Source organism: Gammaproteobacteria bacterium (assembly GCA_035546635.1).
Classification (GTDB): Bacteria; Pseudomonadota; Gammaproteobacteria; order JAURND01; family JAURND01; genus DASZWJ01.
This window is the reverse complement of sequence record DASZWJ010000034.1, coordinates 229,273-250,909: the sequence shown is the minus strand read 5'-3', so window position 1 is coordinate 250,909 and position 21,637 is coordinate 229,273. Positions and strand designations below refer to the sequence as shown.

Here is a 21,637-nt window from a genome sequence, read left to right as displayed (position 1 = left end):
AATTCAAATCTGCTACACCCGATACACTTGTGTTTTCGGGTATAGGTGTATCAAAGGCAATGAACCCAGGAAAATCTATGACAACCGTTGCTCAATTTTCCATTGAATATATACAGTTTCTCAATGCTGAAGGAAAACTAACCCAACCCCTGCCTCCTTTTGCTCAAGACCCCCAAGTTTTGTTGGATATGTACCGACACATGGTTTTTACTCGCATCTTTGATGCCAAAGCCGTCACCTTACAACGTACGGGAAAAATGGGTACTTTCCCTTCCTCACTAGGCCAAGAAGCCATTGCTGCAGGCATAGCTCAGGTGATGCACCAAGAAGATTTATTAGTTCCTTATTACCGCGACCAAGGCATTATGATGGCACGTGGGGTTAAGCCTGCAAAAATTTTCGCCTACTGGGGTGGAGACGAACGTGGCAGCGATTTTGAACCGGCTCATGATTTCCCCATTTCAGTACCCATTGCCACCCAGTTACTCCATGCTTGCGGTGCTGCCTATGCCATCTCTCTACGTAAACAGCCACGCGCAGTACTCACTACCTGTGGCGATGGCGGCACTTCTGAAGGAGATTTTTACGAAGCCATCAATTTTGCTGGAGTTTTCAAAGTTCCCCTCGTGTTCGTCGTAAATAATAACCAATGGGCTATTTCTGTCCCCCGCAACCACCAGACGGGCGCTGTCACTATCGCACAAAAAGCTATAGCCGGGGGTTTTGAAGGAATACAAGTCGATGGTAATGACCCCCTAGCCGTAGGCGATGTTGTCGGCAAGGCATTAGACAAAGCACGCAAAGGTTTAGGACCCACCCTAGTCGAAGCGATCACTTACCGGCTCTGTGACCACACCACGGCGGATGACGCCAAACGCTATGTCAATAAAGCTGACCTTGATAATGCCTGGCAATGCGAACCCATTGCCCGTCTACGCCGCTATTTGGAATCACAGCAGCTTTGGACTGAAAACGATGAAGAAAAATTACAGCAACAATGCGCAGAAGAAATTGCCCTGGCGGTGAATGAATATCTCAATTTGCCACCTCAACCAGCCACAGCAATGCTGGATTATCTATATGCAACGCTGCCGGAAGCTTATCGGGAACAGCGTGAAGAGCTTTCTACTCAGGCAGTGCCGGTGGGGCATTAGTTCTTAGCCTCCTTCTACAGCCTTGGCTTTTTTCCTTCTCCCACAAGGGGAGGAGGAAAAAGCCAAGGCTTAAGAAGAAAACTTTTTACAACCTCAGGAACCACAGCATGGCAGAAATCACTCTAGCAGAAGCAGTCACACAAGCACTAGCCTATGAAATGGCTGCGGATAAAAATGTCGTCGTATTGGGTGAAGACATCGGCGTTAATGGCGGCGTGTTCCGTACCACTGTGGGTTTATTAGAAAAATTCGGTCCAGAACGCGTCATTGATACTCCCCTAGCTGAAAGCATGATTGCCGGTGTTTCCATCGGCATGGCAGTAGAAGGACTACGCCCTGTAGCAGAATTCCAATTTATGGGATTTATTTATCCTGCCATCGACCAGATAACTAACCACGCAGCTCGCATGCGCAACCGCACCCGTGGGCGCTTAAGCTGCCCCATCGTGTTCCGCGCACCCTACGGTGGCGGTATCCGCGCACCTGAACACCATGTAGAAAGTTTAGAAGTACTATTTGCACACGCACCAGGCTTACGCGTGGTAGTACCCTCCTCTCCCGCACGGGCCTATGGCTTATTACTTGCTGCTATTCGCGACCCTGATCCCGTTATTTTTATGGAACCTATGCGCATTTATCGCTTAGTTAAACAAAACGTCCCAGATAATGGACAAGCGCTGCCTCTTGATAAATGCTTTGTATTACGCGAAGGCAGTGATGTAACCCTGGTCAGTTGGGGCGCCTCTTTGCACGAAACATTGCAGGCTGCAGATGAGCTTGAGAAACAAGGTATTTCTGCCGAAGTCATTGACGTCGCCACCTTGAAACCTTTAGACATGCCAACTATTTTGCATTCATTGGAAAAAACCGGACGTTGTGTCATTATTCATGAGGCACCGCGCACCGCGGGCCTAGCTGCTGAAATTGCCGCGCAAATTGCCGAACGTGCTTTGACATCCTTGCTGGCGCCTGTGCAGCGCGTCACCGGTTATGATACAGTAATGCCTTATTTAAAAATGGAAAAACTTTACATTCCTAGCGTACCTAAAATCATAAACGCGGTTCAAAACGTAGTGGAGTATGCATGACAATTTTTAAACTACCCGATCTCGGCGAAGGTTTACCGGATGCTGAAATTCGTGAATGGTATGTATCTGAAGGTGATGAAGTCAAATTAGACCAGCCTTTAGTCTCTATGGAAACTGCCAAAGCCGTAGTCGATGTACCCTCCCCCCATGCCGGAAAAATAGTCAAACTCTATGGCAAACCCGGAGATGTCATACAAACCGGCGCCCCCTTAATTGGCTTTGCGGAAACTCATAATCAGCAATCTACCTCCTCAGATAGCGGCACTGTCGTTGGCGTCATTGAAACCAGCGATAAAGTCTTGCAGGAATCTCCAACCGGAATCGATGTAAAAATCCCATCACGCTCATCGATTAAAGCCATACCCGCCGTCAGAGCGCTAGCAAATAGACTGAATATCGATTTAACCACTGTTATCGGCACCGGAGCGGGTGGAGCGATCACTGCCGAAGATGTAAATCAAGCGGCTTCTGGCACAAAAACTGTTCTAGGAGAACCGCTGCACGGCGTAAGACGTATCATGGCATTACAAATGGCCAAATCTCATGCCGAAGTAGTTCCTGCCACCTTGGTAGAAGACGCCGATATACATAATTGGCCGGAAAAAACCGATGTCAGTCTCCGTCTTATCCAAGCGCTGATTAAAGCCTGCCAAGTAGAACCCAATTTAAACGCACATTTTTATGGTCAATCTGTGAGCCGTGAATTATGTCCAGAAATTAATATTGGCATTGCCGTGGATACACCCACTGGCCTCTATGTGCCAGTGATTAAAAACGCAGAACAACAAACCCCAGAAATGTTACGCACAACCCTTAACTCTTTTAAATCAAAAGCCGCTCAACAATCTTTCACCCCCGAAGATTTGCAAAATCCTACGATAACCCTTTCCAACTTTGGCACCATTGCCGGCCGTTATGCCAGCCCAATAGTCATGCCACCCACAGTCGCCATTATCGCCATTGGCAAAACCCGCCAACAGGTCGTACCCGTCAATGGTGAACTCTCTATTCACAACATACTGCCTATCAGTTTAACTTTCGATCATCGCGCAGTGACGGGTGGAGAGGCCGCTCGGTTTTTGGCAACATTTATAAAGGATTTAGAATAACTTCAGTGTTGCTACTGATTCCTCGTACTCACCCCTTCGGTTACGACAGCGGATACTCATTTTTGGCTTTAAAGCAAGGCGAAAGCAGTGGGGAAGGGTTTATCAGACCGTCGGGTTCATGGATGAACCCGTCGAGCTTACATGGACGTATTCACAGCGTGTCTGATAAGCCCTTCCCCACTGCTTTCGCCGATGGATGGCAACTGCTCAAAAGCTGGAACAAAGAAGCAAAGGTTGTATAGACAAAGAACTAGCAATAGAGGAAAATGCCAAAGGGTCAGGATGACAGCTAAAACCAAGACCGAACCACTACACAGATATTTGACCCAAGGCCAGTAATGAACGAAACCCCAACCTCGCAACCCCAGCAATCCCGCATGAAAAAGCCCATGATTAAAATGTTAATCATCGTCGGCTGCATCTTCGGTTTAATCTTCCTATTCGATATCGTCCGCGACATCTTAATGAAACGGTTTTTTGCCCATTTTGCCCTGCCCACTGTCACCATCTCCACCAGCATCGCCAAAGCTGAAGACTGGACACCGACCATCTCCGCTGTTGGCACCCTAGTAGCCACTAGTGGCGTCGAAGTCAGTCCGCAAGTTGCCGGCATGGTCACCGCCATTAATTTTCAATCAGGGCAAATGGTCAAACAAGGCGATCCGCTAGTGCAACTAGATGACCGCACCGATCAACAAGATCTCAAAAATTTCAATGCACAGTTAACACTGGCGCAGGTTGAGTACCAGCGTCAAGTGAATCTGGCCAAAACCAATTCCACTTCCAAATCCAGCATAGATCAAGCTGCCGCGACCCTACAAGAAGCCCAAGCAGCCGTCGCCAAAACTCAAATTTTAATTGACCAAAAACTTATCAAAGCGCCTTTCAGCGGCAAGTTGGGTATCCGTAATGTCAACATCGGCCAATATGTCTCCCCAGGCACCGGATTGGTCAATCTACAAACCATGGACCCTTTGTTAATACAGTTTTCATTACCTGAACAGAATTTAAAATATTTATACCCAGGCCAACTGATAGACTTTAGCGTGGATACCTACCCTGAACAAAAATTTCGCGGCCAAATCACTGCCACAGAAGCCTCAGTCAATACCCAAACCCGCAATATCCTGGTAGAGGCTACCGTACCTAACAAAGATATGCGCCTCTACCCCGGACTTTTTGCCAATATCGAAGTTTTATTACCTACCAAACAAAACCTAGTCACCGTACCGCAGACCGCCGTTTCCTATAGCTTGTTTGGTGACTCGGTCTTTGTGGTCAAACAGGAAGGCAAAGATGCTGACGGCAAACCCAACTTGGTTGTGCACCTGCGCTACGTCACAACAGGTGACCGCCGCGGCAATGAAGTCGCCATTATAAAAAATCTTAAAGCCGGCGAAGAAGTCGTCAACTCAGGACAACTCAAACTCGATGATGGCGTCAAAGTACAGGTCAACAACAGCGTACAATTACCAGGACTCTCCCCTTCCGAACTAAAACAAAATCGGTCTTAATCATGCAATTTACAGATCTGTTCATTAAACGTCCGGTTTTGGCAACGGTTGTCAGCTTACTGATATTTATTTTTGGATTACGCGCTATTCACGATTTACCCTTGCGTGAATACCCTGCCATGAAAAATACCGTCATCACGGTAACTACTTCCTATCCAGGCGCCAGCGCTGAAGTTGTGCAAGGTTTTGTCACATCCATCCTGGAAAAATCCATTGCCGGCGCTGACGGCATCGACTATATGACCGCCACCAGCAATCAAGGCGTTAGCACAATCCAGGTCTATATCAAGCTCAACTATGACCCCAATGCCGCCTTCACCGACATTATGAGCAAAGTCTCTGAAGTGCAAGGCCAACTCCCCACAGAAAGCAAACAGCCTACAATTACTAAAGCGACGGGCTCTACCATTGCCTTGATGTATATCAGTTATTTCAGCAAAGAAATGAGTCCGCAGCAAATTACTGAATTTATCAGTCGCGTAGTACGCCCCAAATTACAGACTGTTTCCGGCGTATCCAGCATCGATATTCTAGGCGGCAACACTTTCGCCATGCGTATCTGGTTAAATCCGCAACGCATGGCTGCATTGCAAATCTCTCCTGATGATATCGCCACTGCGCTAAAACAAAATAATTTTCAATCCGCAGCCGGTAAAACCAAAGGTGAATATGTGGCTTTCAACATTAACGCCATTACCGATATCCATGATGTCGATACCTTCAAAGACATGGTCGTCAAAAATAATGGATCTACCTTAATCCGCATACGCGATGTCGCTGAAGTAGAACTAGGATCAGAAAGCTATGACTCCCTTGTCACTTTTAATGGCCAAAAAGCCATTTTTATCGGCATCAATGCCACACCCGACGCCAATCCATTGACTGTGATAAAAGACGTCAGAAAACTGCTGCCAGATTTAAGAAAAATTTCACCGCCAGCATTACAATCTGAAGTGGTCTACGACTCCACTCGATACATCAGCGCTTCTATTCATGATGTGATTAAAACCATCATAGAGGCCACCATCATCGTGATTGTCGTGATCTTTTTATTTCTAGGTTCGCTACGCTCAGTCGCTATTCCTGTAGTCACTATACCCTTGTCACTGGTTGGTGTTTGCACATTAATGCTGGGACTAGGTTATTCTTTGAATTTGCTGACGTTACTAGCGATGGTATTAGCGATTGGATTAGTGGTCGATGATGCCATTGTCGTAGTTGAAAATATTCATCGCCACATCGAAGAAGGATTAACACCATTTGCTGCTGCCCTGCAAGGCGCGCGCGAAATTGCCGGACCGGTTATTGCCATGACCATCACCTTGGCAGCCGTGTATGCACCGATTGGATTTATGAGTGGATTGACAGGTGCATTATTTAAAGAATTCGCTTTTACCTTAGCCTCTGCTGTTATTATCTCAGGCATTATTGCATTGACGCTGTCGCCGATGATGTGTTCGAAAGTGCTCAGATCAGAATTGGCGGAAACCCGTTTTGCCCGTTTTCTCGATCAGAAGTTTGATCGGTTGAAATTATTTTATCAACGACGTTTAAATAGCACACTGAATTTTCGGCCTGTAGTGGTGGTATTTGCGATTATTGTGTTGACTAGTTGTTATTTTCTCTATCGCAATACGAAACAAGAGCTCGCACCCACTGAAGATCAAAGCGTACTGTTTGCACAAGCCACAGCACCCCAATATGCTAACCTCGATTACTTATCGACTTATACCAATGAATTCAACAAAATCTATGCCAGCTTTCCAGAAACCGCTGGTTATTTCGTCATTAATGGTGGTGACGATCCCACTGTGGCATTTTCCGGCATTATTCTAAAACCCTGGGCAGAGCGCTCACGTTCACAACAAAAGATAAATCCGTTATTGCAAGCTAAAATTAAGGATGTACCTGGAGTACAAGCTGCCGTTTTTCCTCTGCCGTCATTACCTACCGGAGGAAATCCATTACCAATTCAATTCGTCATCAACTCGACAGAAAGTTATGAGCTGGTCTATCAAATTTCGCAAAAAATTGTCGAAGCGGCGCGCAAAAGCGGCAACTTTATCTTTATCGATAATTCTCTGAAATTTAATAAACCGGAGTTGCAAGTCAATATTGACCGCAATAAAGCGGGGCAACTTGGCATTAGTATGCAGGATATCGGTCAAGCATTGGCCACTTCCTTGGGCGGCAATTATATCAACGTATTTAGCATGCAAGGACAAAGCTATGAAGTGATTCCCCAAATACTGCGTGAACTACGCTTAAATCCAGATCAAATCGCAAACATCTATGTAAAAGCCGGTAATGGGCAAATGGTGCCACTGTCTACTGTCGTCAATATCACTTCAGCCACCCGCCCCAATAACCTGACAGAATTCCAGCAGCAAAACTCCTCGACGATTCAAGGGATGTTGATACCCGGCAAAACCATTGGAGACGGGTTGAAATATTTAAAAGATCAGGCTGAAAAATTTATGCCTAAGGGTATGAGTTATGATTATGCAGGACAATCGCGCCAATACATACAGGAAAGTAGCGCACTGATTTACACTTTCTTCTTCGCGCTGATCGTGATTTTTCTAGTCCTCGCCGCACAGTTTGAAAGTTTCCGCGATCCGCTTATTATTTTAATCAGTGTGCCAATGTCAATTTGCGGCGCATTAATTCCTTTAAATCTAGGATTAGCCAGTATCAATATTTACACGCAAGTCGGGTTGATTACTCTCATCGGTTTAATCAGTAAACATGGTATTTTAATGGTGGATTTTGCCAATCATCTACAGGAAACCGAAGGCCTAAGCAAACGCGAAGCGATAGAAAAAGCTGCCGGCATCCGCCTACGTCCTATTTTGATGACTACCGGCGCCATGATATTAGGTGTAGTACCCTTAATTATTGCTACCGGTGCAGGCGCAGTCAGCCGCTTTGATATTGGTTTGGTCATTGCTACTGGTATGCTGATTGGAACCCTGTTTACGTTATTTGTAGTACCCACTATGTATACGTTTTTTGCTAAAAATCGCAATAAGAATACCTAAGTACTGCTCTCCTTTGAAAAAGGAGGTGAGCAGTTACCATTTTTTTATTCTCTTAAATAATCTGAATAAAAATCTAATAGACTAGCTTTAATAACCGGATCAATAATGTAATATTTTTCTGCTACATTCTTTTCAATTAAATCTTCCACCTCAAACCTGCAACACTAAAGCTATAACTACAGCTAGCAACTAGAATTGTGGTCATACACTACTCTTCCCCCTTCAAAGAGGAATCGAGAGAATTCGAGAATTTTTCTTAATTCATACCCACCTACCTTTCTACAAAAGCATCTTTCTCCAGCCAATAATAAAAAATTCGCTGTAATATTTTGCATTTTTACAATTATAGTGACATAATGTGGGTCAAAGTGGGTGAAAGTGGAGGAATGTGTGTTTCGCGGGATTAATCTAATACAACTGGATGCCAAAGGACGTATGGCCATGCCAGCCCGTTATCGCACACGGCTGCAAGACCTTGCGCAAGGGCGTTTGATTGTAACGATAGATACCCAGGAAGCTTGTCTTTTACTTTACCCTTTACCCGAGTGGGAATTGATTGAACAAAAAATTGAAGCCCTACCCAGCTTCCACAAAGCCGCACGACGCATACAGCGCTTGCTGATTGGTCATGCCACTGAGCTGGAGTTGGACAGTAACGGACGCATCTTATTACCACCGTTATTACGTGAATATGCTGCTTTAGACAAACAAGTGATGTTAGTCGGCCAAGGCAAAAAATTTGAGATTTGGAGTGAAACTGGTTGGCAGCAAGAACGTGAAGAATGGCTGACTGAAGAAACAACGGATGAGTCATTGCCGCCAGAATTGCAAACATTATCATTGTAACTTAGTAACTTTTAGAATCTGAAGCTCTTGACCCTAGCCCTGCCTCCCTTGCATGACCGGAGGATTGTGAGGGAGGAAGCGGTTAGGGTGAAGGGCGTCGGATTAGGGCTTGCGCAAAACCTTAATACAAGAAAAAGCCTGATACCATGCCACACCAACCGGTTTTATTAGCCGAAGTCATAGAACAGTTAAACATTCGGCCAGATGGTATTTATGTAGATGGTACTTTCGGGCGCGGTGGACATGCTAAAGCCATATTGCAGCTTCTGGGAGCTGATGGGCATTTATTTGCTATGGATAAAGACCAAGAGGCTATAGCCACTGCCCAGAAAGAATTTAACGACCCGCGCTTCTCCATCGCGCAAGGCTCTTTCACCAGCCTTTATGCACAAATGGAACAACGCGGCTGGTTAGGAAAAGTCAATGGCATCCTATTGGATTTAGGGGTGTCATCGCCGCAACTGGATGATGCGGCACGCGGTTTTAGTTTTTTACGGGATGGACCCTTGGATATGCGCATGGACAGCGCACAAGCCCTCGACGCCAAACAATGGATCAATACGGCACCTGAGCACGAAATCAGTAAAGTACTCAGAGAATACGGTGAAGAACGTTACAGCACACGTATTGCCAGAGCGATTGTTATGGCGCGCGCACAATTGCCCTTAACCACAACAGGGCAATTAGCGGCTGTCGTCTCCAAAGCGCATCCCCGCTGGGAACACCACAAACACCCTGCAACCCGAACTTTTCAGGCCATACGGATTTTTATCAACCGTGAATTAACTGATTTACGCGAGATATTAACCCAATCCCTGGAAATATTGGCGATTGGCGGGCGTTTAGCCGTCATAAGTTTTCATTCTTTAGAAGATCGGATTGTTAAAGAGTTTATAAAAACTCATAGCACGACTGAACACTGGCCTCGGGAGCTTCCTCTCACGCATGCTGCAATTGCAGCGAGCTTACGGTTGAAGCGAATTAATGGACCCATCCGGCCAGGCGAAAGGGAACAGGCGCAAAATATTCGCGCCCGCAGCGCAACACTACGCATTATGGAGAAAATCAAATGACCACTATGACCAGGGCTTTACCGGAAAAAAGTCCTATTGCAGTAAAACCAGCCGGCCTATTGCTGGCTAAACCGAGTTTTGGCACGTTGCTTCTAGCTGTAATCGTACTGATTTCTGGGCTTAGTGTAATCTATGTTGCCGACTTGAATCGCCGTCTATTTATGGATTTACAAGCAACCGAAGGCACACAAAACCAGTTACGCATTGAATGGGGCAAACTGTTGCTAGAACAAAGCACCTGGTCAACTCAAGCCAGAGTACAAAGTATTGCGCAACAACGTTTGGGAATGCAGGCTCCAACAAGTACGCAAATCATCAAAAATTCTTGAAGTAAAAGTAACGGCACTTTCCTATTACAGCCCCAGCTTCTTCCCTTCTCCCCTTGTGGGAGAAGGGAAGAAGCTGGGGCTATATAGCTAGTAACAATGATTAGATTTTGCTTAAATTTAGGTTTTACATTTCAATATGCAGTACTCCTGGCGCTTTCTCACCATAGCAGGACTCATCGTTCTAGGAATGCTAGTCTTAGTCGGGCGCATGTTAGATTTAAGTGTTTTAAACCGTAACTTTTTGCTAAAACAAAGCGAAGCTCGGATTATCCGCACTGAAGATATACCCGCCTACCGCGGCATGATGACAGATCGCAATGAAGTCCCCCTGGCTATCAGCGCTCCGGTTGACTCTATCTGGGTCAACCCCCAAATCTTTAAACCCAACAACACACAACTGACACAGCTAGCTGCCATTTTGAAACAAAATCCACAGGAAATTTCTCAACATATCAATGCCGATAGTGATCGTGAATTTGCCTATCTAGCCCGCAGTCTACCACCTGAAACAGCCGCAGAAGTGAAAGCATTAGACATCAACGGCGTGTTTTTTCAACGCGAATACCGGCGCTTTTATCCATCGAGTGAAGTCATGGCGCAAGTACTGGGATTTACCAATATAGATGACAATGGGCAGGAAGGTTTGGAACTGGCATTTAATGACTGGCTACGCGGAATTCCTGGCAAAAGGCAAGTGGTCAAAGACCGCCTAGGCCATATTGTGTCCAGCCTAGGCGTAGTCAAACCGCCCCAAGAAGGACGCGATCTTAATTTAAGCCTGGATTCTCGCCTGCAGTACCTGGCTTATACCGCCTTAGAAAATGCCGTACCTAAATTTCATGCTGACTCCGGTTCTATTATCGTCCTCGATGTCACCACCGGTGAAATTCTAGCCATGGCCAACTTCCCTTCCTACAATCCTAATGCCCGCTCAGTTCACGATAGCCGCAACCGTAATCGTGCCGCCACTGATTTATTTGAACCTGGCTCAACCATGAAAGCCTTTAGCATAGCCAGCGCCTTAAGCAGTGGCAAATATAAACCGACCTCGATTATCGATACCCGCCCTGGCTGGCTAGATATCAATGGCCGCGTTATTCATGATGATGATAATTACGGTGTGATTAATGTCACCCAAGTATTGGTAAAATCCAGCAACGTCGGTGTATCTAAAATGACCCTATCCTTACCCCCGGAAAATTTATGGAATATGCTGGTAAAAATGGGCTTTGGTCAACACACGGATTCAGGTTTTCCAGGTGAAGCCAGCGGCATCTTGGTGAAAGACCGGATTAAACGGCCTACTGACCTTGCAACTATGGCCTATGGCTACGGTTTATCAGTCACTGCTTTGCAGTTGGTGCAAGCTTATTCTATTCTTGCAAATCATGGCCTTAAACGACCGATAACCTTCGTGAAAGCTGCCCAACCCTCATCGGGCAAACAAGTGTTAGACTCTAACGTTGCAACACAAATGCTGGCTATGTTAAAAGCCGTTGCTGAAAATAATGGCGGACAAGCGAAGATTCCCGGATATCAGGTAGGAGGTAAAACCGGTACTTCCTATATCATGGGGCCGCATGGTTATATAAAGAACCGCTATAATTCCTCATTTATCGGCATTGCGCCTTTGAGCAGCCCACGCTTGATCGTGGCGGTGATTTTACATGGTGTACAAGGCAATATTCACTTTGGCGCACAGGTTTCCGCTCCAGTATTTGCTACTATCATGGGCAGTGCGTTACGCTTTATGAATATTCCACCCGATGATATGAAACCTGTACTTGAGGCAACTAATTAATTAGGCCGAGAGCCTTCAAAGAAAGTAAAACCTATGACGACAACATTAGAGACTTCTCAAATCAACAGTTCTGCCCTATTAAGCGATTTTACACCGTGGGCAAATATCCATACGCCCAATATCACCGGTTTATCTTCCGATAGCCGCGAAACCAAGCCGGGTGATTTATTTATCGCTTGCGCCGGTCCAATTAACGAAAGATGGCATTACATCGAACAGGCTATCAGTCGCGGCGCCATTGCTGCCCTGATAGATACAGAGATGGTTGATCCTTCACAAAAACCCGCCAGCATTCCCATCATTCCCGTGCCTGATCTAATTGATAAAGTCGGATTCATTGCCGCACGTTTCTATGGTGAGCCTTCAGAGGACATGCAAATCATCGGCATTACCGGTACCAATGGTAAGACCTCATGCAGCCAGTTTATTGCCAGAGCATTGCAACAAGCGGGTATGCAGTGTGGTGTAATGGGCACACTGGGCTCGGGATTTCCAGATGATCTTACGCCTGGCAGTTTAACTACACCTGACCCCATTACTTTACAACGCCAATTAGCTCACTTAAAACAGCGTGGCGCTAAAGCGGTCGCTATGGAAGTCTCCTCGCATAGCCTGGCACAAAAAAGAGTCGCCGGTGTACAATTTAAATACGCCGTGTTTACCAATTTAAGCCAGGATCATTTGGACTATCATAAAGATATGGAACACTACGGCGCAGCCAAGCGCGAGCTGTTTCTACAACCCGATCTCGAATATGCCATATTTAATACCGATGACAATTTTGGTGGACAATTACTGCGCGAATTCACTACACGCTTACCTTGTTATAGTTATGGCCTGGAAACTTCAGCTATCGTCAATAAACGTATCCAAGCCAGTCAAATCCGCTTAACTAGCCACGGTATGAGTGCCCAAATTACCAGTCCTTGGGGCAAAGGTGCACTACATACACATTTACTAGGCCGTTTTAACCTAAGTAACTTATTGGCTGTGCTCAGCACTTTAGGCGTGATGGGAATACCTTTGCCTGATATCCTGCATTATTTAGCTACCTTGCCTGGCGTTCCAGGAAGAATGCAAACCTTTGGCGGCGGCAAACTACCCTTAGTCGTCGTCGATTATTCCCACACCCCTGACGCATTGGAAAAAGCCCTACTAGCATTGCGAGAACATTGCCACGGCACATTATGGTGTGTATTCGGCTGCGGCGGTAATCGTGACCCTAGTAAACGTAAATTAATGGGACAAATCGCAGAACGTTTCAGCGATCAGATTATTATCACCGACGATAACCCACGCTTTGAAGACCCAGCAGCGATTACAGAAAACATCATAGAAGGTTTATTATGCCCCTGGGCAGCAGAAATAGAGCACGACCGCCACACGGCAATTGCCCACGCCATTGACTGTGCGCACACTGGCGATGTTATATTAATCGCCGGCAAAGGCCATGAAACTTATCAGCAAGTCGGCGCGATTAAAATTCCTTTCAATGATGCAGAGCAAGTACAAATGCAACTGCAATTGAAGCAGATTTGATTTATTAACATTTTGGTTTAAAACCTATGAAACTATCCCAAACCGCCTCTCTCATACAAGGCCGACTCACAGGATCTGATGTTGATTTTAATGGCGTCAGCACCGATACCCGCACACTGCAGCCTGGTGAATTGTTTATTGCCATTAAAGGCGCTAACTTTGATGGCCATGATTTCATAGCAAGAGCAGAAGAACAGAAAGCGGCAGCATTACTAGTACAACACCCCGTCAAATCACAGCTGCCCTATGTTCTGGTTAACAATACCATTACCGCTTTAGGGCAACTCGCCACCCATCACCGCCAACAGTTTTCCATTCCGTTAATCGGCGTCACTGGCAGCTGTGGAAAAACTACCGTGAAAGCGATGATTGCCAGCATTCTTTCTCACTGTGGCGAAGTGCTATTCAGCGAAAGCAGCTTTAATAATGATATTGGACTGCCGTTAACTTTGATGCGACTTAATCCTAGCCACCAATATGCTGTGATCGAAATGGGAACTAACCATTTTGGCGAAATCGCTGCCTTAACCCAAATAGCTCGACCCACCGTAGCCTTGATTAATAATGCCGCTGCTGCGCATTTGGAAGGATTAGGCGATGTCAAAGGCGTATCACGCGCCAAAGGTGAAATTTTTCAAGGGCTCACAGCGGATGGTGTTGGCATTATCAATGCAGATGATACTTATGCATCCTATTGGGAAACCCTGGTCACTCCACGAAAAATGCTGCATTTCAGCATAGCTAAAAACGCCGACATCATGGCGAAAAATATACAACTAGACGCCAACGGCAAAGCCCATTTCACGTTAATCACCCCGCAAGGTGAAACTGTTATCAAACTCCCTCTGCTAGGCCGCCATAATGTCGCTAACGCCCTAGCCGCTGCCAGTGCCGCCTGCGCAGTACATGCTCCCCTATCAGCGATAAAGGCCGGCCTTGAAGGTGTTATTGCCGTTAAAAAACGTTTGAATGAATATTCCGCCTACAATGGTGCACGCTTAATAGATGACACATACAATGCTAATCCCCTGTCGTTTAAAGCTGCTATTGAAATCTTAGCTAACCTACCTGGCGAGAGAATTTTAGTATTAGGCGATATGCGCGAACTGGGTAATCAAGAACAGCATTATCATCAAGAATTAGGCCTAGAAGCACGCCGCCTGGGTATTGAACGGGTTTTTGCTTTTGGTGAATTAAGCAAGGCAACAACACAAGCCTTCGGCGCACAAGGTCAACATTTTCAGGATCATGAGACATTAATCCAAACTTTAAAAACGAATCTCAATGATAATACGACAGTTTTAGTTAAAGGTTCACGTTCTATGCATATGGAGCGGGTTGTAGAAGCTTTAATTGTCAACTAGGTTTGAATATTTTTTCATACCTAAACTCAATCAACACTTAATGGTCTTTAACTTCATGCTATTTTGGCTCACTCAATTATTGCAACACTTCTACGAAGGTTTTCGCGTTTTTCAATACCTGACTTTTCGTTCCATTCTAGGAGCACTCACTGCGCTTAGCATCGCGTTATGGTTAGGCCCCTGGATGATAGCCAGACTCACTCGCTATCAAATAGGTCAAGTTGTGCGTAATGATGGACCGCAAACACATCTTTCCAAGGCTGGCACTCCAACCATGGGCGGCACGCTGATTTTAGTTGCCATAGCCACCAGCATATTATTATGGGGTAATCTTGCCAATCGTTATGTTTGGTTGTTACTACTCGGGATGCTAGGTTTTGGTACCATTGGTTGGTTAGATGACTATCTTAAACTGCGAGTAAAAAGCTCAACAGGTCTCAGAGCACGCTGGAAATACCTAGCGCAATCGGTATTGGGTTTGGCCATTGCATTAATATTATTTTTTACCGCAAAAACGCCAGCAGATACTTCCTTACTAATTCCTTTCTTTAAAAATGCCAGCATACAGCTTGGCATTTTTTATATTTTTTTCAGCTATTTTGTGATCGTTGGCAGCAGTAATGCCGTGAATTTGACCGATGGCCTCGATGGCCTCGCTATACTCCCTACTGTTTTAGTGGGCGGAGCACTTGGGGTGTTTGCCTATCTCAGCGGTAATGTTGAGTTCTCCAAATATTTAACCATTCCTTACATCCCTGGCGCAGGTGAAGCCGCTATATTTTGTGCTAGCCTGGTAGGCGCTGGTTTAGGTTTCCTCTGGTTTAATACTTATCCTGCACAAGTTTTTATGGGCGATGTCGGCGCACTAGGGTTAGGCGCTTCCTTAGGCATTGTCTCAGTCATCGTCAGACAGGAATTGGTCTTGTTTATTATGGGCGGAATATTTGTAGTAGAAACTTTGTCCGTAGTCATTCAAGTCACTTCTTTTAAACTTACAGGCAGACGCATTTTTAAAATGGCGCCACTGCACCATCATTTTGAACTCAAAGGCTGGCCTGAACCTCGAGTAATAGTACGCTTTTGGATTATCACGTTTGTGTTGGTATTGTGCGGGCTCGCTTCGCTGAAACTGCGTTGAATTTTTTCTCTGTAGGGGATAAAAATTTACAAATGGTTATATCAAGTGCTAATTCACGCTCTCAATCAGTCTGCCAGCCCGCTAAAACAAACACGCTGTAAATACGTCCCTGTACGCTCCTCTTTTTTCATCCATGAAAAAAAGGCTTTGTTTTAGCAGGCTGGGCTGGCAGACTGGTTGAGAGCTAACTTGAGTGCGTGCTAAAGTTTATCCCACACAGTTAGGGAATCGAGCCAGACTAAGCCTCATGCCTACAGCACTCCCCCAAATTAACAGTACGCATATAAAGAAAAGACTTGTCGTCCTGGCAGGATGCAGGGATCCAGATCATAAGACGAGAAAGATTCGCTTCCTCCACCCTTCCTTTCCTCACCGCATCTTGCCGAAACGACGATTAAATAAGATATGTGTATCGGATAGGTTCTATAGAGCTTTGCCTGATAAATACAACTTTTGTATAGCATTCGTAAGATAAAAGTGGACAGTATTTAACTTTAATTCTAAATTTATTCCAATGTCGGATAAAGAATTATTTTGCATATATCGCAAAATGCATTGAATCTCATGTTCAGTAAAAATAATTTTTTTGTCATATCTTGCTTCGATGAGTTTTGATTTTTTGTTGGTGTCTTTATTCATTTGATTTCCTTTTATTTAGATTAGATTTTGATAACAAGATTTCCTTTTTTAGATATCATTAGTCTATTCATCAAACAAATTGAAATATTTTAGCGGACATCATGCGTTTTTCTTTCTCTGGGTTAAAATGATAAGAATTTCAACTTGCCAAAAAATAGGTATAATTGGCTAAAAGGCCTATACTGTCATTCTATTTATATCTAAAGTATGATCGCACTCATTTTTTTAGTAAATTTATCAATATTGGAAAATTTACTATTTTTTGTAGTAAAGCGCAACATTTATTATGAATCTTGTATTATTGTATTGGGGTTAACATTATTTAAGGCTTTGATACCATGGCCATTAAGCATCAACCTGAAATTGATCGAGAAAATCTACCCACTGATTCTCCGAAAATGCGTGCCAAAAGGGTGAAGCGCGTGCGTAATATGGCAAATTTAAGTCGAGACGAAATGTGTAAAGACGGCGAAATTAACCTTTATACCTTAATTGGCTGGGAAAATGGCCGTTTCGGTGGGTTGACTACTAGTGGGGCTGAAAAAATTGTCGCAAAAGTTAAAAAAGAAGGCGTTCATTGTACTGTAGAATGGCTTATGGAGAATCAAGGTCCTGCTCCTTCAGTTAACCCTATTACTTTTGACGACACAGCAGCAACCGACTTAAGTGATGAAGTAGTTATCGATTATGAGTTAGCTTTTTTTAAGGCGAAAAACGTAAATGCGGTCAGTTTAACTGTCGATGACGAAGGTATGTTGCCTCAGTTTCGCGAGGGTGATGTAGTGGCCGGCAAGAAAAGAACAGGTCAAGATATAGACGTCACTATTGGTCATGATTGTATTGTAGAAACCGAAAATGGTGAAGTTTTATTACGTAATGTGCGTGAGGGTAAATTTCGCCACACATATACTTTAGTCTGTAACAACCCTACCCTCAAAAAAAAGCCATCCATTGTAACAGATATAAAGCTAATTTATTCTGCACCTGTTATTTGGCATCGTAAAAAAGATATCTTGTAATTTTAGTACCACTACAAACTATTTAATAACTAATAGGATAAGTCTGCATTTTTCTCCAATTTAACTCGTTGTTCAATTCGCATAAACCACATCATAGCAGTACATGCAACAATCAAAGTAATAATAATGGGCAGGTTGAAATGGTAATCTCCGGTTATTACCTGTAATACATAAGTAGCTATTGGGGTAAATGGTTCTAGCAAGGAAACAATTAAAGTACCTAATTCACGGATCGCTGCTTGATACATAATCAAAGGAAAAAATACAATAACTAAAGAAGCAAGGAAATAATATTTCCAACTCATTACGATATCACCGATAGCATGTGGCACGAAAAAAAGAGCTAATCCGCTCATAATGGTCAAGAAATAGAATCGAGTTGCCAAAATTTGCGTGATAGAAAATCCAGCTTTTCCCATGGCCTCAGAACATAAGCCAATAAATGCTCCAGTCACGCCACCTACTAGACACCAAAATACACCAAATAACACATTTTGAATGTGAGTTTGAACTGAAGCATTAATATATTGCTTAATAATAAATACCATCGTCGCTAAGACCAATAGCACTGCAAATCCTAGGTGTTTATTAGTTTTTAATTGATGTAATGGCGTTGATATAAAAAAAATTGTAACTGAAAGGACAGCAAGAATTATGCAGATCGTAGTTGCTGGATCTAAATAGCGTAATGCCATAAAAGTGCTTAACCAATTGAATAATGTAAAAAAATTCATCTGTAATAACACTTTAATATTGCGAGCGGCAGACTGGTATAGCCCAGTAATTTTTTTGTAGTTAATGATATTAAAGATAACAATGGCATAGCCAAAGGTGAGAAAAATACTCAGCATTTCATTATGAGATTTATTCAAATGTTCGATAAAAACAAATGAGATTGCGTTACTCAGGCAGCATAGCAAAATATAACAATAACCCCAACGAAAATTGATAGTAGTTTTAGGCATTTGTTGTTTCCATTTAAGTGCTGTTTAAGGAGGTTTCATAGTTATTCATAAAAATCTATTGGTCAAGAGAATAAATTACCAGAACCATAACTTATAAGATATTATTTTATTCTTGTAGATGCACAAGTTAACATTCAATTATTCTTTTCGTTAAGATAATATTTCTCACATAGCCTTTTAGACCAACTAGTCGTCCAAACAAACGAGGCCGCTGCTGAGATGATGCATCTCTTTGAGCCTTAAATAAGATGTGTGCATCGAATAGGATCTATAAAGCCTTGCTTGATAAATGCAACTTTTGTATAGCATTCATAAGATAAAACCGGACAGTATTTGGCTCTAATTCTAAATTTATTTCAGTATCAGATAAAGAATTATTTTGCATATATTGCAAAATGCATTGAATCTCAAGTTCAGTAAAAATAATTTTTTTGTCATATCTTGCTTGGAGGAATTTTGATTTTTTTTGAGTAGCATCTTTATTCATTTGATTTCCTTTTAATTTAGACTAGATTTTGATAACAAGTTTCTCAACTGCAGTTTAGCGAACTTCTAACCGCCCCGGATTCCGTAAAGTCTCCACTGCTGTCATCCTGAGCATAGCGAAGGATCTTCTTATAGTGGCATACCCGAGCATGAGACATCCATAAAAAGATCCTTTGCCACACTCAGGATAACAGCAGCGGGGAGGAGCTCAGGATGACAGCTTAGAAGTAAAATGACAATCAGTTACCAAACAATATTTATTTTTTCATTTTTTTCATTGATATTGAATCCACAAATATTGGGAATTTACCTGAATTTAAGGGTGAATATTTTCAGATAAATTTTCAAATTCTGCGGGAATTGAAGAATTTGCCTGAGAAAAATAGGGCAATTGCTTATAGAAATTACTTATATGCGATAGGTAAAAAGGGCTTGAACAATGATAGTTTTATAGTATGATTTTGAGGGTCAATTGGCAAAGAAAATTTATAATACTAATTCAGATCCAAATAAGGCTTCTTGAATTTGCTGGGTTGTTTTTACGTTAAGTTTTTTCATCCCACGAAATTTTATATTAGAAACAGTTTTAGGACTAATGAAAAGCTCCTCAGCAATTTTTTCTTGAGTCTTACCCTGAGTTATCAAAGCAAGCACCTTTTGTTCCTTGTCGGTAAGATTATGTAACGCATGCTTATTATTTTTCATAATATAGGTGACTAATTCATAACCCAAATCTGGCTGGATATAAGGCATGCCTTTATAAACCGTTTTTACCGCTTCAACACCCGAAAAATGTGAATCTTTATTAAGCAGACCTTTAGCTGGAGTACTTAGTAATCTACAAAGTGTTAATAAATGCTGACTTGCAGTTATAAAAATAATTCTACACAGCGGATTTTTTTCAGAAATTAACTGACATACTTGAATCCCATGAATATCCGGTAGATGAAGGTCCAGAATAACGATATCAGGTTGCAACTCCTGAACAAGATTAATTCCACTTTTACCATCAGATGCTTCTCCTATGATGTCAATTTCATCATCAGCTAAAAGACTTTTAATGCCCAATCGTGCAATTTTATTGTCATCAATTATTACTACTTTTATCAATGGTGGTCTCCGTTTACTTACGTGGGGATAATCGTTTAAATCAGCATGATCTACGCTACATTTTTCAAATAATTAGGAATCAAGGACAACTTTTTTTTAGTATAACGTTTTATATGCAACTCAATGCAGTCAATTTCCGCTTGAGTAGGCATGGTGTTACCTATACGCTCCAAAATGTCAATGGCCAGAATAGTTAAGTAGAGGGAGTGGCTAATGTCCTCTGATTTTGGGTTATTTTCCTTGGCTTCCAAATAGAGATGAATGAGTTCAATTTCAGATATTCGGCAATGTGCATCTAAATCGGCGGAAGAATTAATGTATTTCATATTAAACCTCTAAAGTAAATTACAACTCTGAGCCAAAGCACCTAGTTTTTGGCTCCATTTTTTCGCCTTAAGCGAATTTTAAGATATGCATATGAAAACACATGCCAGAATTGAATAATATTCTCAGAATTTCATTTAACTATGACCCATTGATAAAAGTATGCTAAAATTACCCCCTAAATATTTAGGAAAAAAAAGAGTTCAGTGGAATGAAATCAACTCAAGATCATAAAGCCCTCTTAGAAGAGGTCAGCTGAGATGAGGCACGCGAAGCTATAAGGGAAGCGCAGCCGAAATTAGCTGAAATAATTGAAGAGCGTAAGCCAAATAAAAGGCATAATTTAATTCGAGTCCGATATCCTTATGGTTCAACTGTTTTAAAGGATGGCATGATTCATGTGCCTAATTCATTAGGTGATGTAGTACCGTTAACCCATTCTTCGATTAGTACATCACTTAGAGATAGATTGTCTTATAGCGTATTTCCCCTAGGACTTATTACTCGGAATAGCATGGAGGTAAGCCGGGAAATAGAAGGCCGCATCATTACTCTGCAGTTTTTTTTGCCGGGGGTAATTATGGGCTTATGGGAATCATTAGACCCTCCTAAATCTCATTATCCGATTCGAATTTGGAATGTCACCGCAGGGGCGCGTTTCATTTTTACACTACCTAAGATTCAAGCTGCTGCGTTTTTCACGCGATTAAGAAAGGAATTTGATTTACCTAACCAAATCCCTAAAGATATTTCTCAACAATGGAACATGTTTAAGCGAATAGCTAACCATCCAAATTTCACCCATTCTTGGTATAACGAAATCTATTTTTTTCCTGTTGAATGGATAGAGCCTGATTCTAAAAGTATTGACTGGATCAAATTTCACTATTTTTTACTTCAAGAAGCCTGGTCGCTTTCTCAATATGCAAGAAATGCTCGCAATCAGGATGTCGTTTGGGATTATTTTGCGCGCATACTCTCAGATAAAGGTTATAAACCGAACCCATTACACATAGAAATCTTAAAACACATTATTGCTATTGCTATGGGGGCGTTCCAGGAATAAGAGCAGCCGGAATTTCTAATGAGGGCGCACCA

The 21,637-nt window shown here is 43.0% G+C and carries 19 protein-coding genes; 14 read left to right on the top strand and 5 right to left on the bottom strand.

What is annotated here, in order from left to right; genetic code table 11:
- The first annotated feature begins 77 nt into the window (after positions 1-77).
- The 12 genes from pdhA (at position 78) to mraY (ending at position 15,996) form a co-directional block, all read left to right on the top strand.
- Positions 78-1,154, top strand: coding sequence for a pyruvate dehydrogenase (acetyl-transferring) E1 component subunit alpha (pdhA, locus tag VHE99_10430; GenBank protein ID HVV69428.1), 1,077 nt, complete (start codon positions 78-80; stop codon positions 1,152-1,154).
- A 107-nt stretch (positions 1,155-1,261) separates the two neighbouring features.
- A complete protein-coding gene (locus tag VHE99_10425) occupies positions 1,262-2,242 on the top strand; it encodes an alpha-ketoacid dehydrogenase subunit beta (GenBank protein HVV69427.1) in 981 nt (326 codons plus the stop codon).
- Positions 2,239-3,351: a dihydrolipoamide acetyltransferase family protein gene (locus tag VHE99_10420; protein ID HVV69426.1), complete on the top strand. Its 1,113-nt coding sequence runs from the start codon at positions 2,239-2,241 to the stop codon at positions 3,349-3,351. The genes VHE99_10425 and VHE99_10420 overlap by 4 nt, the downstream gene beginning before the upstream one ends.
- Before the next feature lie 389 nt (positions 3,352-3,740).
- Positions 3,741-4,865, top strand: coding sequence for an efflux RND transporter periplasmic adaptor subunit (locus VHE99_10415; GenBank protein ID HVV69425.1), 1,125 nt, complete (start codon positions 3,741-3,743; stop codon positions 4,863-4,865).
- Between the two features lie 2 nt (positions 4,866-4,867).
- Complete coding sequence (locus VHE99_10410; GenBank protein HVV69424.1) at positions 4,868-7,906, top strand: multidrug efflux RND transporter permease subunit; 3,039 nt, start codon at positions 4,868-4,870, stop codon at positions 7,904-7,906.
- A gap of 390 nt (positions 7,907-8,296) precedes the next feature.
- Positions 8,297-8,752: a division/cell wall cluster transcriptional repressor MraZ gene (gene mraZ / locus VHE99_10405; protein ID HVV69423.1), complete on the top strand. Its 456-nt coding sequence runs from the start codon at positions 8,297-8,299 to the stop codon at positions 8,750-8,752.
- Positions 8,753-8,898: 146 nt separating this feature from the next.
- Positions 8,899-9,825 carry a 16S rRNA (cytosine(1402)-N(4))-methyltransferase RsmH gene (rsmH, locus tag VHE99_10400; GenBank protein HVV69422.1) on the top strand — a complete coding sequence of 309 codons (927 nt, stop codon included), beginning with the start codon at positions 8,899-8,901 and terminating at the stop codon, positions 9,823-9,825.
- Positions 9,822-10,154, top strand: a complete 333-nt coding sequence (ftsL, locus tag VHE99_10395) for a cell division protein FtsL (protein ID HVV69421.1) — start codon at positions 9,822-9,824, stop codon at positions 10,152-10,154. The genes rsmH and ftsL overlap by 4 nt, the downstream gene beginning before the upstream one ends.
- A 136-nt stretch (positions 10,155-10,290) precedes the next feature.
- On the top strand, positions 10,291-11,955 hold the full coding sequence (locus tag VHE99_10390; GenBank protein HVV69420.1) for a penicillin-binding protein 2: 1,665 nt from the start codon (positions 10,291-10,293) through the stop codon (positions 11,953-11,955).
- Positions 11,956-11,988: 33 nt separating this feature from the next.
- Positions 11,989-13,494 (top strand): UDP-N-acetylmuramoyl-L-alanyl-D-glutamate--2,6-diaminopimelate ligase, encoded by a 1,506-nt coding sequence (locus VHE99_10385; protein HVV69419.1) that lies wholly within the window; start codon positions 11,989-11,991, stop codon positions 13,492-13,494.
- Positions 13,495-13,520: 26 nt separating this feature from the next.
- Positions 13,521-14,858, top strand: a complete 1,338-nt coding sequence (murF, locus tag VHE99_10380) for a UDP-N-acetylmuramoyl-tripeptide--D-alanyl-D-alanine ligase (GenBank protein HVV69418.1) — start codon at positions 13,521-13,523, stop codon at positions 14,856-14,858.
- 55 nt (positions 14,859-14,913) lie between these two features.
- A complete protein-coding gene (mraY, locus tag VHE99_10375; GenBank protein ID HVV69417.1) occupies positions 14,914-15,996 on the top strand; it encodes a phospho-N-acetylmuramoyl-pentapeptide-transferase in 1,083 nt (360 codons plus the stop codon).
- Positions 15,997-16,419: 423 nt separating this feature from the next.
- Here the strand turns inward: mraY and VHE99_10370 are convergent, their stop codons facing one another.
- Positions 16,420-16,635, bottom strand: coding sequence for a LuxR C-terminal-related transcriptional regulator (locus VHE99_10370; protein ID HVV69416.1), 216 nt, complete (start codon positions 16,633-16,635; stop codon positions 16,420-16,422).
- 338 nt (positions 16,636-16,973) lie between these two features.
- On the opposite strand from VHE99_10370, the gene VHE99_10365 reads away from it, so the two are divergent.
- Positions 16,974-17,654: a hypothetical protein gene (locus tag VHE99_10365; GenBank protein HVV69415.1), complete on the top strand. Its 681-nt coding sequence runs from the start codon at positions 16,974-16,976 to the stop codon at positions 17,652-17,654.
- Between the two features lie 29 nt (positions 17,655-17,683).
- Here VHE99_10365 and VHE99_10360 read toward each other — a convergent pair whose 3' ends face one another.
- The 4 genes from VHE99_10360 to VHE99_10345 form a co-directional block, all read right to left on the bottom strand.
- The gene (locus VHE99_10360; protein HVV69414.1) at positions 17,684-18,619 is read right to left on the bottom strand and encodes a DMT family transporter; all 936 of its coding nucleotides are present in this window, start codon (positions 18,617-18,619) and stop codon (positions 17,684-17,686) included.
- Between the two features lie 268 nt (positions 18,620-18,887).
- Positions 18,888-19,106, bottom strand: coding sequence for a hypothetical protein (locus VHE99_10355; protein ID HVV69413.1), 219 nt, complete (start codon positions 19,104-19,106; stop codon positions 18,888-18,890).
- Positions 19,107-19,591: 485 nt separating this feature from the next.
- On the bottom strand, positions 19,592-20,215 hold the full coding sequence (locus tag VHE99_10350; GenBank protein HVV69412.1) for a response regulator transcription factor: 624 nt from the start codon (positions 20,213-20,215) through the stop codon (positions 19,592-19,594).
- 50 nt (positions 20,216-20,265) lie between these two features.
- On the bottom strand, positions 20,266-20,541 hold the full coding sequence (locus tag VHE99_10345) for a hypothetical protein (protein HVV69411.1): 276 nt from the start codon (positions 20,539-20,541) through the stop codon (positions 20,266-20,268).
- A 389-nt stretch (positions 20,542-20,930) separates the two neighbouring features.
- Between VHE99_10345 and VHE99_10340 the strand changes: the two genes are divergently transcribed.
- Entirely contained in the window at positions 20,931-21,605 is a 675-nt protein-coding gene (locus VHE99_10340) for a hypothetical protein (GenBank protein HVV69410.1), read from the top strand.
- Positions 21,606-21,637: the final 32 nt, after the last annotated feature.